Origin of the sequence: uncultured Veillonella sp. (genome assembly GCF_900545795.1) — a bacterium.
Classification (GTDB): domain Bacteria; phylum Bacillota; class Negativicutes; order Veillonellales; family Veillonellaceae; genus Veillonella_A.
The window spans coordinates 33,489-47,764 of record NZ_URAR01000013.1; the positions used below are offsets into that span (position 1 = coordinate 33,489).

11 protein-coding genes and 1 riboswitch are annotated in these 14,276 nt (G+C 37.4%); of the genes, 7 read left to right on the forward strand and 4 right to left on the reverse strand.

The features are described from left to right. The first annotated feature begins 689 nt into the window (after nt 1–689). The 4 genes from QZR90_RS07130 to QZR90_RS07145 all read left to right on the forward strand — a co-directional run bounded on the left by QZR90_RS07130 (nt 690) and on the right by QZR90_RS07145 (nt 4,330). Nucleotides 690–1,310 carry a hypothetical protein gene (locus QZR90_RS07130; RefSeq protein WP_295790260.1) on the forward strand — a complete coding sequence of 207 codons (621 nt, stop codon included), beginning with the start codon at nt 690–692 and terminating at the stop codon, nt 1,308–1,310. Between the two features lie 390 nt (nt 1,311–1,700). After that, nucleotides 1,701–2,042 (forward strand): hypothetical protein, encoded by a 342-nt coding sequence (locus tag QZR90_RS07135; RefSeq protein WP_295790262.1) that lies wholly within the window; start codon nt 1,701–1,703, stop codon nt 2,040–2,042. 362 nt (nt 2,043–2,404) lie between these two features. Then, complete coding sequence (locus QZR90_RS07140; protein WP_295790263.1) at nt 2,405–3,403, forward strand: hypothetical protein; 999 nt, start codon at nt 2,405–2,407, stop codon at nt 3,401–3,403. Nucleotides 3,404–3,766: 363 nt separating this feature from the next. Continuing rightward, entirely contained in the window at nt 3,767–4,330 is a 564-nt protein-coding gene (locus tag QZR90_RS07145) for a methylated-DNA--[protein]-cysteine S-methyltransferase (protein ID WP_295790265.1), read from the forward strand. Between the two features lie 447 nt (nt 4,331–4,777). On the opposite strand, the gene QZR90_RS07150 is transcribed toward QZR90_RS07145, so the two are convergent. The 4 genes from QZR90_RS07150 to QZR90_RS07165 are packed head-to-tail and all read right to left on the reverse strand — an operon-like array spanning nt 4,778 to nt 10,782. Continuing rightward, nucleotides 4,778–5,635 (reverse strand): hypothetical protein, encoded by an 858-nt coding sequence (locus tag QZR90_RS07150; RefSeq protein ID WP_295790267.1) that lies wholly within the window; start codon nt 5,633–5,635, stop codon nt 4,778–4,780. 10 nt (nt 5,636–5,645) lie between these two features. Then, on the reverse strand, nt 5,646–6,983 hold the full coding sequence (locus QZR90_RS07155) for a hypothetical protein (RefSeq protein WP_295790270.1): 1,338 nt from the start codon (nt 6,981–6,983) through the stop codon (nt 5,646–5,648). A 42-nt stretch (nt 6,984–7,025) separates the two neighbouring features. After that, the gene (locus tag QZR90_RS07160; protein ID WP_295790271.1) at nt 7,026–9,263 is read right to left on the reverse strand and encodes a hypothetical protein; all 2,238 of its coding nucleotides are present in this window, start codon (nt 9,261–9,263) and stop codon (nt 7,026–7,028) included. A 40-nt stretch (nt 9,264–9,303) separates the two neighbouring features. Continuing rightward, nucleotides 9,304–10,782, reverse strand: a complete 1,479-nt coding sequence (locus QZR90_RS07165; protein ID WP_295790272.1) for a nicotinate phosphoribosyltransferase — start codon at nt 10,780–10,782, stop codon at nt 9,304–9,306. A 195-nt stretch (nt 10,783–10,977) separates the two neighbouring features. Between QZR90_RS07165 and menA the strand changes: the two genes are divergently transcribed. The 3 genes from menA (at nt 10,978) to QZR90_RS07180 (ending at nt 14,220) form a co-directional block, all read left to right on the forward strand. Further along, a complete protein-coding gene (gene menA, locus QZR90_RS07170; RefSeq protein WP_295790273.1) occupies nt 10,978–11,883 on the forward strand; it encodes a 1,4-dihydroxy-2-naphthoate octaprenyltransferase in 906 nt (301 codons plus the stop codon). A 328-nt stretch (nt 11,884–12,211) separates the two neighbouring features. Further along, a complete protein-coding gene (locus tag QZR90_RS07175; protein WP_295790274.1) occupies nt 12,212–13,042 on the forward strand; it encodes a MetQ/NlpA family ABC transporter substrate-binding protein in 831 nt (276 codons plus the stop codon). A 192-nt stretch (nt 13,043–13,234) separates the two neighbouring features. Then, nucleotides 13,235–13,326, forward strand: a riboswitch (SAM riboswitch). 60 nt (nt 13,327–13,386) lie between these two features. Next, the gene (locus tag QZR90_RS07180; RefSeq protein WP_295790276.1) at nt 13,387–14,220 is read left to right on the forward strand and encodes a MetQ/NlpA family ABC transporter substrate-binding protein; all 834 of its coding nucleotides are present in this window, start codon (nt 13,387–13,389) and stop codon (nt 14,218–14,220) included. The last annotated feature ends 56 nt before the right edge of the window (nt 14,221–14,276 follow it).

Sequence of the window (14,276 nt, forward strand, 5' to 3'; positions counted from 1 at the left end):
GATAATAGTCTAAAATATTCAAAAACCCCTATAAATCTAGATTTATAGGGGTTTTTTGTATTTCTCCTTTTCTCATCTATAGAGTCAACATCCTAAAACAACCTATATGTCCAGCTATTTTCCATCTACATAGTTTTCTACAGTTCAATTTCGTCTAGAGCTTCCACAGCTTTATTCTCCATCGATTTAGTAATACTAGAATATATCTTCAAAGCAATCTCACATTCATAAGCTCTTACTAGACTCATTACCTATTTAATAAAAAACTAGTAATAGAATAATTATGTAAACAAACAAATTATTTCTCCCCTAACAGTGAATATATTCCTATCATATGTTCTTTAAGAAATGATAGATAAATTTATTAATGCTTAATAGCAATGCGGAATAAAGTATAAAAGTATATAGGAATATAATTGACGGCATTAATTTTATACTATTTTTTAGTAAAAAGATACTAATACTATCGAATTGTCATTCCTTATCATCTGAAAGTATAGTCATATTTATATATAATCTATCCCTCTATTGATACAGATAGAATATAAAAAGGAGTTTCTTACCTTCTCTCTATTACACAAAAAAGTCTACATAGAGAGATATGACTATTATTCACTTGAATTTTATTAATTACCATAGTACACTTTTGATTAAGGTGAGCCATTTTATAATTAGGGAGGTTAATTTTTATGAGGGGAATAAAATTACTATTTAGTTTATATATACTTGCTCTTAGCATATTCAGCTATACATTAGCTTATACCGGCGAAAAAGATAACGCACCATGGAGTTTTTTTGAAACGGGGCCACAGGGAATACAATATTATATTAATCCAAATAGTATTCAAGTTAGAAGTGATGATGAAATATGGGTAGATGTTAAGGCAGTTAAACCCAATACAGACTATTATGCAGTCTTTAGCAGTGCTTTTTATAGTTCTGGTTGGTCTCAAATTAGAGGAATGAAACTATATCATATTGGAACATTAAAAGAGGTATCTAATGATACTAGTCAAAGTGAACCTACTAAAGTAGAACCTGATTCTCTCCAAGGTAGAATAAGTAAAGATTTATTTGATCAGTTAAAAGCTAAAAGACAAAAAGAATATGAAGAATACCAAGCATTTTTAGCAGAACAAAAAGAACGTGAAAAAGCTCAACGTCCCCTAAGACTCTCAGAGCAAATAGGTTCAATACCTGCATATATAATACAGAAATATTCTTTACTCGCTATTATATCTATACTACTTATAATCGCTCTTTTTCTTAAATCTACTTTAAAAAAATTACTAAAAAAAATAAAAGAGTAATATCTTTATTTTTAATATATTTTATCTATATATACAACAAAAAATAAACAGTCGAAAAACCTCTCTAGTTACTACAATTATTAGAGGGGATTTTCTTATATATAAATGAATTTATCCCTAGGGACTAGCCTCTCTCCTATTAAAGAATAACACGCCCAATTTTAAATCAACTATTCTATACTATTCAATATATTTTTCCATAATTTAGAGGGATAAGATATTATAGATGTAAAAATTTTGACACTAAGAGCCATATGCCCTTATATCACAAATAATAAAAAGCGACTTTAACAGAATTAAAAAGAGATATCAAAAACCACCTCATTACTTGCCTTAAATTAAACGGTAATATACACTTACCATATAAAGGTATGTTTATGGAGGTGCAAAATGAAACAAATAGACATAGTAATGCAAAAGTTTGCCACCTGGTTGCGTAATGAATGGGGTACTCCCGAAGATATGATACAACCTATCATAGATGCAGCAAAAGAAGAGATGCCCAACATAGAGGACTTACCACCTTTAGTGATGGATACAGTCTTCTATCCTCATTTAGCAGCGAAATGCTTAGCACAAGTAATAGCCAAGGAAATCGGAATTCCAACAGTAAGCAAAAAACGCCTATGGGGCAAAATAGGTATGATGCTACAAGACGAAGATTGGAACGAAAAAAAAGAGTTCTTAAAAGTTTGTCTACGTAGAGACTACAGGCGATACAAAAATTCTTAAGGATTATCAATCAATTTAGTATTAATACATTTCAAGTCACGGTTTTATACCGTGTCTTTTTATTTTTACTATATCCAGCTATAATCCACTCATATTTACAAAATATATGTATAATTCCCTAATTTATCTCTATTTAGTTTTATTTTCTAACTTAATCAAAAATAATCACCTAATATTCATCTTAAGATTAATAAGAGATGAACAATCATGAGAAAACTTCACTGCCCTCTCACAGTTTTCACACACCAGATTCATTTTACTCCGTTAAGCTATACACATAGCAACGAGGTAATGCTACCAAACAAGTAAAAGCCTAGTGTAGTTGCTATCTCCCTTATGTCTTATAAAAAAGGAGTGTTAATATGAAACGCAATACGCAAATGCGCATGAAAAAGCTGATTATGCTCGGCGTATTAAGTGGTGTTGTTTGGGGCTCTGCATTTGCTGCGGAACCAACTATGCCCCCAGCAGCAACACCAATGCCAACAGTCCAAAAGGAAGCTACCGTTCCTGGACAACCACCAATGAATGGAGTAAATAATCATAATATGGTAAATGATAATGGTGAAAATTCATTTACATACTATGATCAGCTACAGCAACGAAAACAAATGGCGCGAAGCCAATCACAGGCTAATGCCGCTATCTTTTTAAATACTGTAGCACCAGATGTAAAGGTAGCCGAAGAAGGTCGCCGTCGTCATCAAGAGTATACTCGTGAGACAAATCGCAATGAACCAAAAGCGCCCTATCAAGAGCAATCTGAACGAAAAGGCTCCAATCAATTCCAACGTGGAACTCATCACCAAGTAGAGCCGCAACAAGGTTTCCATCATGTAGGGGATTCTAAGAGAATGCCTAATCAGGGCGGACGAGGTCAATTTGCTCCTTCTGATAACTGGCAAAAGATGGATTCTAAAGAATCCTCACGCCTAGATCAAAGAAGACCTATGCGTAAACATGAAGGCCAGGCTCCACAAGAATCTAATGGCAAAATGCCCTCCAAAGGACAAGACTTTAATGGTCAACCTCCTATGAGACCAAATGGCGATATGCCTCCTCAAGGACAAGGCTTTGATGGCCAACCTCCTATGAGACCAAATGGCGATATGCCTCCTCAAGGACAAGACTTTGATGGTCAACCTCCTATAAGACCAAATGGCAATATGCCTCCTCAAGGACAAGACTTTGATGGTCAACCTCCTATGAGACCAAACTCTCAACAGCAGGGCCCTATGATGCCACCTGAACCACCACCTCATATGCAAGGTTCAAATCATCATAAGAAGATGCCAGCAGAAAAATCTCATGAGGCGCCTAAAGATTCAAAAGCTCCAAATATGGGCGATTACGATTTCTAACAACTCATTATCGCTCTTCCAATCAACACAAACACACAACACACACAACACACAACATAGCCCCCGCAAACAATGCTTGCGGGGGCTATGTTATATGCCTAATACAATTTCTCCAGGAATAAGTTTCTTATTATTCATAAGCTCCCATTAGACAATATAATTTTAAAGATTTATACTTAAACTAATAATTAAACAGCTCTTTTTGTATTAATCCGGTTGTATTTATGCAGTCTTATTTAATACGCTTTTATTTTCACGCATTTATTCATACTATTATATCTATACTATTTTATTTGATACGCTCTCATCTTTACTCTTTTATTTATGTTTTCTACTTTTTATTTTCAAGGAGCCTCTACGAATATGTCTACGCAAGTAAAATCTATGACGCACATGCCATCAACAGTGTATAGTATAGCTAAAGACTATGCCTCACTAGGCACGATTACGCTTTATAGCGATGGTGAAGCCTTAATTGGTCTCACTATGCCGACACAACAATATGTATTGCCAGCCACAATTAAAGCCGTGCCTTTAACCGAATCAGAAATACGCCCCGAACTACGCGCCGGTTTTACCTGGCTTGATAGCTATGTCGAAGGCAATGAACCATCAGAGCTTCCTCCGATTCATTTATATGGCACTGATTTTAGAAAAAAAGTTTGGCACGCTTTAGTGCACATCCCCTATGGCGAAGTCACAACCTATGGAGAAATTGCTAAAATCGTATATAAAACCAATACAATCCGTGGCATGCAAGCTCGTGCTATCGGAGGTGCGGTGGGTCATAATCCACTCCCCATTATTATCCCTTGCCATCGCATTGTAGGCACGCAGCGTCATCTTACGGGCTATACAGGTGGATTACATATAAAAAAGGCCTTATTAACTATAGAAGGCATACCAGTTGAAGACTATAAAGATTAAAAAGTCTCACTCGAATCTATAATGTCTACCTATTAGACTACACAAAACAGTATTATTAGGACTACTCAACACTGTCCTATTATTAGACCTACATAAAATAAGACAATTTGATTACGAGTGAACAAAATAATACAAATTAAAACAAAGGACTGTGAGCCTACGGAATATATTCCGGAAGATTCACAGTCCTTATTTATAATATAATTATTTTACAGTAAAAGGATAACCCCTTTACTATATAACAAAACACTCAGCCTAAAGTATCAATGCGTTACCTTTCAGCATAAACGTTTCACTTTATAGCAAAAACTCTCGTCTAAAGTATCAGTACTTTATCTTACAGTATGAGCATTTCACCATATAGTATAAACACTACTCTGCAAAGCAAATCACGTCAATGCACCATACAACCACCTTACAGCAATACGATAAGCACTTTTTAGTATTTTATTTTAAAGAGCCTATAAAGCTAGTAAAGATCGGTGCAAATGTTGTTTTTTCTATATCAGAGGTAATCATAACATATAGAACTGGCTCATTTTTTGTTAACACGACCGTTGGTTGTACATAATAAGCTTGCTCAAAACCACCTACGCCATACAAAACATTGGCGCTAGTTGTATATGTTGGGTAGCGACTGCTCGTGAGCTTTTGTAATGGCATAAGATTATCAACCTGCACCGTATAATCAATCTGTTCCTCTACAATGCTATCACCTAAAGTTCCTGATTTATACAAAAATGGTTGCCCATTTTTACGACTTTCATTGATTTGCATGTTTAACATAAACATACCCGCATCAACTGTTGACTCATCAACTTTAGGCTTAACACCATTAAGTTGAAGCGGAATGCCAGGGATTAGCGCTGCCACATCATCTAGTTTAACGGCTATGATTTGCGCTGTTTTTCTCCCCTCAGCATCCTTTACTTGCCATTGATACACATCAGATTTCTCGCCTAAACGATACGCATCGAGCCAAGCTAAAATAGCTTGCGATGTAGCTTTATCTGCTTGAGCCTGTTTATAAGCTTCTTCTCCAGTCATCGCCGTACCAGCGGCTACGCCTTTAGCTGATGATTTAGTATCCATAGTCTTCACATGCTGTTCAAAGTCTTTTAGTAAATATGGCACCATATTGGTTTTAGACAATTCTACCATTTTAACAGTTGCTGGCAAAGTGGCTGAGCCACCAATTATAGCTTTTTGTTGTTGCGCCGTCCCATCAGCACCTAGAGCCACTGATGTAAAAGCTGTACTCGCCACTAATGTAGCTGCTAATATATATTGTTTCCACTGTTTCATCCAGTACCTCCTATTGAATGCCCCAAACATCATTAATCACTGGTTTCCAAGTATCATAGTCTGAATCATTTACTACTATAGTGTTCATCACAGGACCCAATTCAGTATAATAAGCTAGCCTAAATATAGTAACAGGCACTTCAAATCCATCAATCACCATGCCCGCACGTAGCTCACTGTATTGGCCTTTACCAAATTTTGTAGTTACTAAGCGATCCGTCACATCATCTACAATTAAATTAGAATTCATCATAAACTTAAGAATTGCATTGGTTTGTGCCTCGCGTTCAGCTACTACCTTATAAGAGCGGACTTTCTTTGGCCCTAAATAGATTTCATCTAGTGCCAAATCTTTGCCTAACGCTACCAGCAATTTTGCCTTGTAATCTCTAACTTCTTTATTGATAGATTCAATAGTTCTAGGATATGTTTTATCAGCAAATTGTTTTTGAAGTCGCGCGTATTCACGCTCTGGTGAATACGTAGTATCTCCATACTCTTTTAGGTCAGCGTCTAATTTATCTAAATCAGCTTCTAATTTATCGGTCCAATAGGAATTAAGAGTCTGCATATTAGACATCAAATCATGCATTTTTACATTTTCCCGATCATTCACTGGTTTTCTCACTTCAGTGGTGTTTGAAATCTGACTCTCAATGCGCGCTTGGGTCTCTTCCATCAAGGCAGCTTGCAAATTAAATGGCTTATCTGGTGTAGCTTGAGCTTTGCCCTTCTCATTTAATATACGCATTGCATTGCCAAACTCTAAATATTGAGATGATAAAGCTAATTCTACCACATAAGCAGAGTGCCACCCTTTAGCATCAACCTTAGTCCATTGATGTACATTCCAATCACGCCATACAGGAGCATTAAAATTCTGCAATTCAGGAACATTAAGCTTCTCTGCACTGGCTATGCTGCGAATCTGACTATTTAACAATTCATTATAATCAGCTGGTGTAATGCCCACTGCTAACGCATTACCAGTCAAGGTTTCTGTGCGGTGGAATTCACCTTGCCCATCTACATAGCCTTTAGAGAAAGCCACATGTTTTAAATCCCGTGTTTTAATCCCTGCTGGCAAAGTAACAGACTGACCCTCTATAGTAGTAAATACTTGCTCATTATACGGTGCCTTTGACATAGGCATAGAATTGCCTAACATCGTATGATCTACAGACGCTGCGCCCATAGCTTGCGTATCCATAACTTGATTCATATTCATGGCACTATTACTTTGGTAATCTCCAGTCATTACTGCACCTTGTGCCATCCCTGGTGCCAAAGATAGCCCCAATGTTACTGCCGAAGCTGCCAAAAAGACTCTTGCTTTATTCCACTTCATACACATACTCCTTTCATTACTATATTAAAAAACTGTACCAATTTATTTTATAGCTTTTACAAAGTCTTCAAATTTTTCTGCAAAGGTATGGCCTTCTTTATCCGATGTAAACATCACATAAGCTACTGGCATGTCCTTAGATAAAACTATGGCACCTTGTAAATAATAAGGCAATTCAAAGCCATTAATATTTACATACACTTTAGTGCTTGCCGTATACACAGGGGCCTTACTTTGAGTCAATTTGCGCAATGGTGTTTGCTTTTCAAGTTTCACATCATGATATACATGTTCATTCGCACGAACCAAAGATGCCCACTCTGTGATTTTTTTATTTAAACGCCCTTCACTTTGTAGCCATTGTTCATTTAGTACCGGAAGTTGACTGTCTAACACTGACTCTTGCCACATACCAGCTAATTTCTTAGTTGTCTCTGGCGTTAAAGCCAAGGCCAATACAGTCGCCGTTTTACGACCTTCTTTATCCTCTATTTGCCATTGATATACTTCAGTCTTTTCACCTAAGCGATAGTCCTTTATTTGTTGAGAACGCTTTACAACATTAGCATAATCCTTCTGACTCTGTTCTAACGCTTGACCAGTAAGTAATTCATTAGTGTACCAATGACGAAGCTCTGGCCCTTTTTTAACAGCCTCTTCCATATCTTTTTCATATGCTTCTAAAAGATAGGGCACAATCACCGTAAAGGATAGTTTTTTTACAGTCATCTCTGTAGGATTGATACCAGGTAACTTAACGGAAGTAGATTTTAATGCCGCCATTTGTTCATTCACAAGTTTAGAATACTCGCCAATTGATGGCTCCATTGTATTGCTAACATCGTTAGAAGAATCTCCAGATTTAGCTGTAGACGCCGCTTCAATGCGTTGGCCTTTATCTTGAATTTGCCAAATATCCTGTACTTGTTTTTCCCAGTACTTGGCATCTCCATCATTAGCAAAGATAGTAGTAACCACTGGCCCTTTTTCATCAAAACGAACTAAGCTTTCTATATTAAATGGGATTTCATAGCTATCAAAATAAAGTCCCCCACGACTAATAGAGCGAATCATAGGACCAAACATTTCACTTTTTACTTCTTCATTCTTAATCTCATCAAAGTAAATATGAGATGTGTTAAAGAACTTAGTAAAAGCTACGCTAAATTTCTTTAATTTGACTAATTGAGATTGCTCTTTTGCAGTCAAAGACGGCTTAGCCTCCATGTTTGCAATTATATTAGACAGTTCTAACGAAATAGCGGATGACAAAGTATTTTTATACATGCTAATAAGGCCATTACTTGCTGCTGCATCACTAATATATTCAGCTTGACCTAAACTCTCTACAGTGGCTTTATAGAAGCCCTCGGCTGTATATGTATTTGGGTACGGCGCTAGTAAATCAGTACGTTGCTTAAAATTAGCCTCCATCAAAGTCATAAGAGCTGCCTCTGTAGCTTCACGATTTGTTTGATTACGAAGCATTTGCTGACGGACTTCCCATGGAATCCCTATACTACTCAGCTCCCCTAATACACTGATATAATTTGTACTCGTCCCCACCGAACCTACTGCAGCACTTTCTGCCATAGCCTCTGTACTCGTATTTGCATATTGAGGATCCTTATTTTTTGCTAATGCATTTCTATAAATAGACTCTTGTAAGGCTAATTCAGCACGCTGACCTCTGATGAAATCAGGGCCTAAAGCAAACTCTACTACATAGGCCGTATGATGGGCATCTTTTGTTACACCTTGCAATTGGTACGCATTCCAATCGCGATATACTTGCCCTTCAAATTGCAAATATTCAGGCAAATTCGCATCTTTCGATTTTGCTAAATAACGAATTTGATTTTGAAAGGCCTCATTTTGAGAAGCCCCTGGCATAAAACGACTACCATCTACAATGCCACTAGGCGTAACAATGCGTTTAAAATCAAATACAGTCATATTCTTTGGCAATTTAATGAGCTTGTTGTCCGCCGTCACTATCTCTTTGCGTACTAATTCAGGGCGCACACCATTATGTAAGGCTTCAGACTTTTTGCTCTCCTCTAAAATCCCCATATAGGCAGGACGTGATGCTGAATCAGAAGATGCCTCTTTTGCGGACTCTGTTCCATGTTCTTCATTTGTTTGAGCACTTACCATGACTTGATCTGCTGCCACTAAATCCATAGGTCCTAGTGCCGCTGCATTTACGCCCCAAGTATGGCCCCATAGACCAGCAATTAATGCTGCCACCGCCAGTTTTGCTTTATAATTAACTTTCATACATGTCCTCCTTTACCAATCTGTCCAATAACGTAATCTATTACGATTTCTCGTCAAACTTCTTATCACGCCCTGCTTTGCGCAGCAATAATTCTTTTTTCAATTCGTACAAACGTTGACTAATATTCACCTTTACTACTGGTGGACGATTGAGGCGCAAATATTCTGGCCACAACAATTTGATTTGTTCCTCTGCATAGGCAACAATATCCGGTAAACTTGGCAATTCATATACTAGCTGACCGTCCTCAAAAATAGGCACGAGTAAAGGTACAACTTTAAATGTATTCGCCTCTAAATGTGTACATTTCCAAGGATACATGGCATTTTCAAATGTATATGGCTTAGTTTCATCAATCTGCTCATCATCTAAACAAATTAAATCACCTATAAGTTTACCATTGCGCTTACTAATCAAACGCAATACTTTCTTAATTCCTGGATTGGTTACTTTTTCAATATTTTCGGAGAATTTTATGGCTGGTACGAATGTGCCATCTTGATTCCATTGCCCTGCCAATTTATATACACCGCCTAAGGCCGGTGTTTCGTCTGCCGTAATAAGCTTAGTTCCTACGCCCCAAGCATTAATGGCACTGTGTTGATTTTTCAAATCAGCAATACGATATTCATCTAAATCATTGGATGCAAAAATAGTGGCATCGTGAAAGCCGTCTGCATCAAGCATTTGCTTTACTTCTTTAGACAAATACGCTAAATCACCACTATCTAAACGGATTCCATACCCCTTTGGCATTGTGCCACCGCGGCGATCGCGCACCTCTTTGAACACTTGAATGGCCGCTGGCATGCCCTTATGAAGGGTATCGTATGTATCCACAAGAAGAACGAGCATATCTTCATATTGCTCTGCATAGGCTCTAAAAGCGCTCACCTCATCAGAAAAACTCATAATCCAACTATGCGCCATCGTCCCCACTGGCTTAATGCCATATTGTGCCGCTGAATAGACATTACTGGTGCCATTGAAACCACCAATAATAGTGGCACGGGCTCCATATACAGCAGCATTAGTGCCTTGAGCCCGGCGCATACCGAACTCTGCCAAACTATCTTTGCCAGCCACACTGCGAATGCGTCGCGCTTTAGTAGCAATTAAAGACTCATGATTTAAATACATAGATAAGGCCGTTTCAATTAACATCGCTTCATCCTTAGGCGCTTCTACGCGAAGTAAAACTTCTCCAGGAAATGCTATAGTCCCTTCTGGCGCCGCATAGACAGTACCAGTGAACTTAAAGTCCTTTAAATATGTTAAAAAGTCCTCTTCAAATATTCCGGTGCTGCGCATATACGCTAAATCATCTTCATTAAATGATAAATTCTTAAGATAATCAATTACATGTTCAAGCCCGGCTACAACAGTATAGGCACCATCAAATGGATTCTTTCTATAAAATCGATCAAACACACATTTTGTACGGTGTAAATTCTGCTTAAATAACCCCTGCATCATAGTAAATTGATACAAGTCAGTTAGTAATGCTTTACTAATCACGGAATCGTCTCACCCTTTCATGGGATTACTACGGATATTAATAAATAACCTACTTAATTTACATTATACTAATTTTTATTTATAATTGTTAGTGCCTATTACTCTAATACTAGCTAAATAGGTCATATATTTATATATATATTAGTAAATAAACTAAAAAATGTACTGCGTTTTTATATATTTGAGGAGTATGGTATGACATTTGCTCAATTTTATCGTTTATCTAGGCCACGCACTCTTACCGCTGCGTTTAGTCCTGTTATCCTAGGTAGCGCCTATGCTAGCATTATGCATGAGTCCATCCATCCTTGGTGGCTAACGCTAATCTATGTGCTAATGATTTTATTCTGTGTCATGAGCGCGCAAATTGCCGCCAATATTTGGAATGAATATTTTGATTTTAAATCCGGTCTCGACTTGAACCAAGTGATTGGTAATAGCGGCGCCATTGTGCGGGAAGGCATTTCACCATCCCACATAAAAAGACTAGGCTATATATTTACTATAGCGCCTCTAGTCCTTGGCATACTCTTGGCTGCCGCCATTACTTGGTGGTTTATCCCCATTGGAGCTATTTGTATTTTAATTAGCCTTTTTTACTCTGGTGGTCCAAAACCTATTTCGCGTACCCCTTATGGTGAGCTCGCTTCAGGTGTGGCCATGGGTTTTTCCATTGTATGCATTACGGCCTATACAATTACGGGACAAGTATATGGAGACTTTTTAATCCCCGCCATTCCCTCCACCATACTGATTGGCAATATTATGATGACTAATAATCTGCGTGACTTTAGTAATGACCAACAATATGGACGCCGCACCTTAGTTATTTTATTAGGCAAGGACAAAGGCATTCAGCTATTGCGTAGCTTATTCTTATTCTGCTCAGCTTGGCTTATTTTGTGGATACTCCTAGGTTACTTGCCTTATGCGAGTGCACTTGGGATTATCTCCTTAATCCCAGCATTTAAAAGTGCTTCCATTTTAAATCGCTATGCCGATCCACTCATGACAAATCAAGCTATGAAATTTACCTCCATTAGCGTCACCTTATATCATCTGCTAATAAGTATCGGTATAGTTATAGCTTATTTTATCTAAATCATATCGTCCACTAGGACATTACAAGAACTTAAAAAAGCTATTTCATCAGGATTGCATCGTATACAATACACACAACAACAAATGAAACGAAAAAAGCCCGATATATCGGGCTTTTTATTTTTACACTTTTAGTTATAGGTAAAATCTATATACAAGTTATATAATTTCCTATAAGCTAAATAGGTCTTTTTTGTGTCTCCTCACTTTACACTTATCTCCTCTTCGTGCTACAATTCATGCATATCAAAAACAAGTCTGAGAGAGACTTCATAGTGTGAACATTTCACCTATACAAAGTTTGAGAAAAAAGAGGAGGCATTTATTTATGAAGAAAATTTTATCCATTGCCGCTACGGCGATTCTAGGTAGCGCTTTATTGCTTGCAGGCTGTGGTAGCGATAATGGTGCCAGCAGTTCTGCATCAAAAGAAGTTACATTAAAAGTGGGGGCATCACCAGTACCTCATGCAGAAATTTTAGAAAGTGTAAAAGATCAACTTGCTAAAGAAGGGGTTAAGCTAGAAATTATAGAGTTCAATGATTATGTGCAACCTAATATTGCCTTAAACGACAAAGAACTTGATGCCAACTTCTTCCAACATATTCCATATATGAATAAATTTACGCAAGAACATAAAATGGACTTAGCTTCTGTAGGCCCTGTTGAAATTGAACCAATGGGCTTATACTCCAACACCATCAAGGATAAAGATGTAAAGAACTCCATTCCTAATGGCGCTAAAATTGCTATTCCAAATGACCCAACTAATACAGGGCGCGCCTTACTTCTTTTAGAGCATGCCGGTCTTATTACCTTAAAAGATCCTAATAATATTTACTCTACTAAAGAAGATATTGCCACTAATCCGAAAAACCTTCAAATCGTCGAAGTCGAAGCAGCGCAAACACCGCGCACATTACCTGATGTAGACGCAGCCGTTATTAATGCTAACTACGCGTTAAGTGCTGATTTAAATCCACTTCGCGATGCCTTAGCTATTGATGATATTAAATCTCCATATGCTAATATTATTACAGTTCGCAAAGGCGATGAAAATCGTCCAGAAGTGCAGAAATTAATTAAAGCGCTTCAATCTGCTGAAACTAAAAAATTCATTGAAGATAAGTACAAAGGCGCTATTATTCCTGCCTTTTAATAATTAGACTATAGTCTAAACACTCTATCTTTATAAGTCAAAAGCCTCTCTGCTATCCAGGAACTAACGAGCTAGTAGCAAAGAGGCTTTTACTTAATAGTAGGAATACATCTCAATATCTCCATCAAATAGAGGGCTCCATCTTTACATTTGTCCTCTCTGATGGTATACTTTACAAAGGAATTACATATTACATTATCAAGAGTGATGGAGGGACTGGCCCTATGAAATCCGGCAACCATTCGATGGTGCTAAATCCTGCGGTATAGGCCGAGAGATAACTTACAAGGACTGATGGCTATATACTGGAGGCCATCATTTTTTTGTGTTAAGGAGGTATATCCATGAAAAAAATTTTTTCTCTAGCCGCTACAGTTGTCTTAGGTAGTGCACTTCTTCTAGCAGGCTGCGGCAATGATTCTGCCAAAGGTGGTGCTGCCAGTGGCGACAAAGTAACTATTACAGTGGGTGCATCCCCTGTGCCTCATGCAGAAATTTTAGAACAAGTAAAACCATTACTTGAAAAAGAAGGCATCAACTTAAAAATTACTGAGTTCACTGACTATGTAACACCTAATATTGCCTTAAATGATAAGGAATTAGATGCTAACTTCTTCCAACATGTGCCATATTTAGAAAAATTTGCTAATGAGCACAATTTAAAACTTGCTTCTGCTGGCAAAGTACATGTTGAACCAATGGGCATTTACTCTAAAACAGTGACTGATAAAGATTTAAAATCAGCGCTTCCAAATGGTTCTAAAGTAGCGATTCCAAACGATCCAACCAATGGTGCACGCGCTTTAATTCTACTAGAAAAAGCTGGCCTCATTAAATTAAAAGATGCTAGCGATATTGGCGCAACTAAAGCTGATATTACTGACAATCCTCGCAATTTGGAAATTGTAGAGCTTGAAGCACCTCAACTTCCAAGAAGCCTTGATGATGTAGCTATCGCTGTTATCAATACAAACTATGCTCTTGAAGCAGGCCTCAATCCATTAAAAGATGCTTTACTTATTGAAGACAAAGATTCTCCATATGCTAATATCGTAGCTGTTCGTGCAGGCGATGAAAACCGTCCAGAAATTCAAAAGCTTATAAAAGCATTAGAATCTCCTGAAATCAAGAAATTTATTGATGAAAAATACAAAGGGGCTATTATCCCAGCCTTCTAAGCTATAAAACTGTAAACTGCAAACTGCAAACTGCAAACTGCAAACTGCAAACTGCA

Excerpts from the sequence above, each read along its gene's own strand:
- QZR90_RS07130 (WP_295790260.1), top strand. The coding sequence starts at position 690 with ATGAGGGGAATAAAATTACTATTTAGTTTATATATACTTGCTCTTAGC.
- QZR90_RS07135 (WP_295790262.1), top strand. The coding sequence starts at position 1,701 with ATGAAACAAATAGACATAGTAATGCAAAAGTTTGCCACCTGGTTGCGT.
- QZR90_RS07140 (WP_295790263.1), top strand. The coding sequence starts at position 2,405 with ATGAAACGCAATACGCAAATGCGCATGAAAAAGCTGATTATGCTCGGC.
- QZR90_RS07145 (WP_295790265.1), top strand. The coding sequence starts at position 3,767 with ATGTCTACGCAAGTAAAATCTATGACGCACATGCCATCAACAGTGTAT.
- QZR90_RS07150 (WP_295790267.1), bottom strand. The coding sequence starts at position 5,635 with ATGAAACAGTGGAAACAATATATATTAGCAGCTACATTAGTGGCGAGT.
- QZR90_RS07155 (WP_295790270.1), bottom strand. The coding sequence starts at position 6,983 with ATGAAGTGGAATAAAGCAAGAGTCTTTTTGGCAGCTTCGGCAGTAACA.
- QZR90_RS07160 (WP_295790271.1), bottom strand. The coding sequence starts at position 9,263 with ATGAAAGTTAATTATAAAGCAAAACTGGCGGTGGCAGCATTAATTGCT.
- menA (WP_295790273.1), top strand. The coding sequence starts at position 10,978 with ATGACATTTGCTCAATTTTATCGTTTATCTAGGCCACGCACTCTTACC.
- QZR90_RS07175 (WP_295790274.1), top strand. The coding sequence starts at position 12,212 with ATGAAGAAAATTTTATCCATTGCCGCTACGGCGATTCTAGGTAGCGCT.
- QZR90_RS07180 (WP_295790276.1), top strand. The coding sequence starts at position 13,387 with ATGAAAAAAATTTTTTCTCTAGCCGCTACAGTTGTCTTAGGTAGTGCA.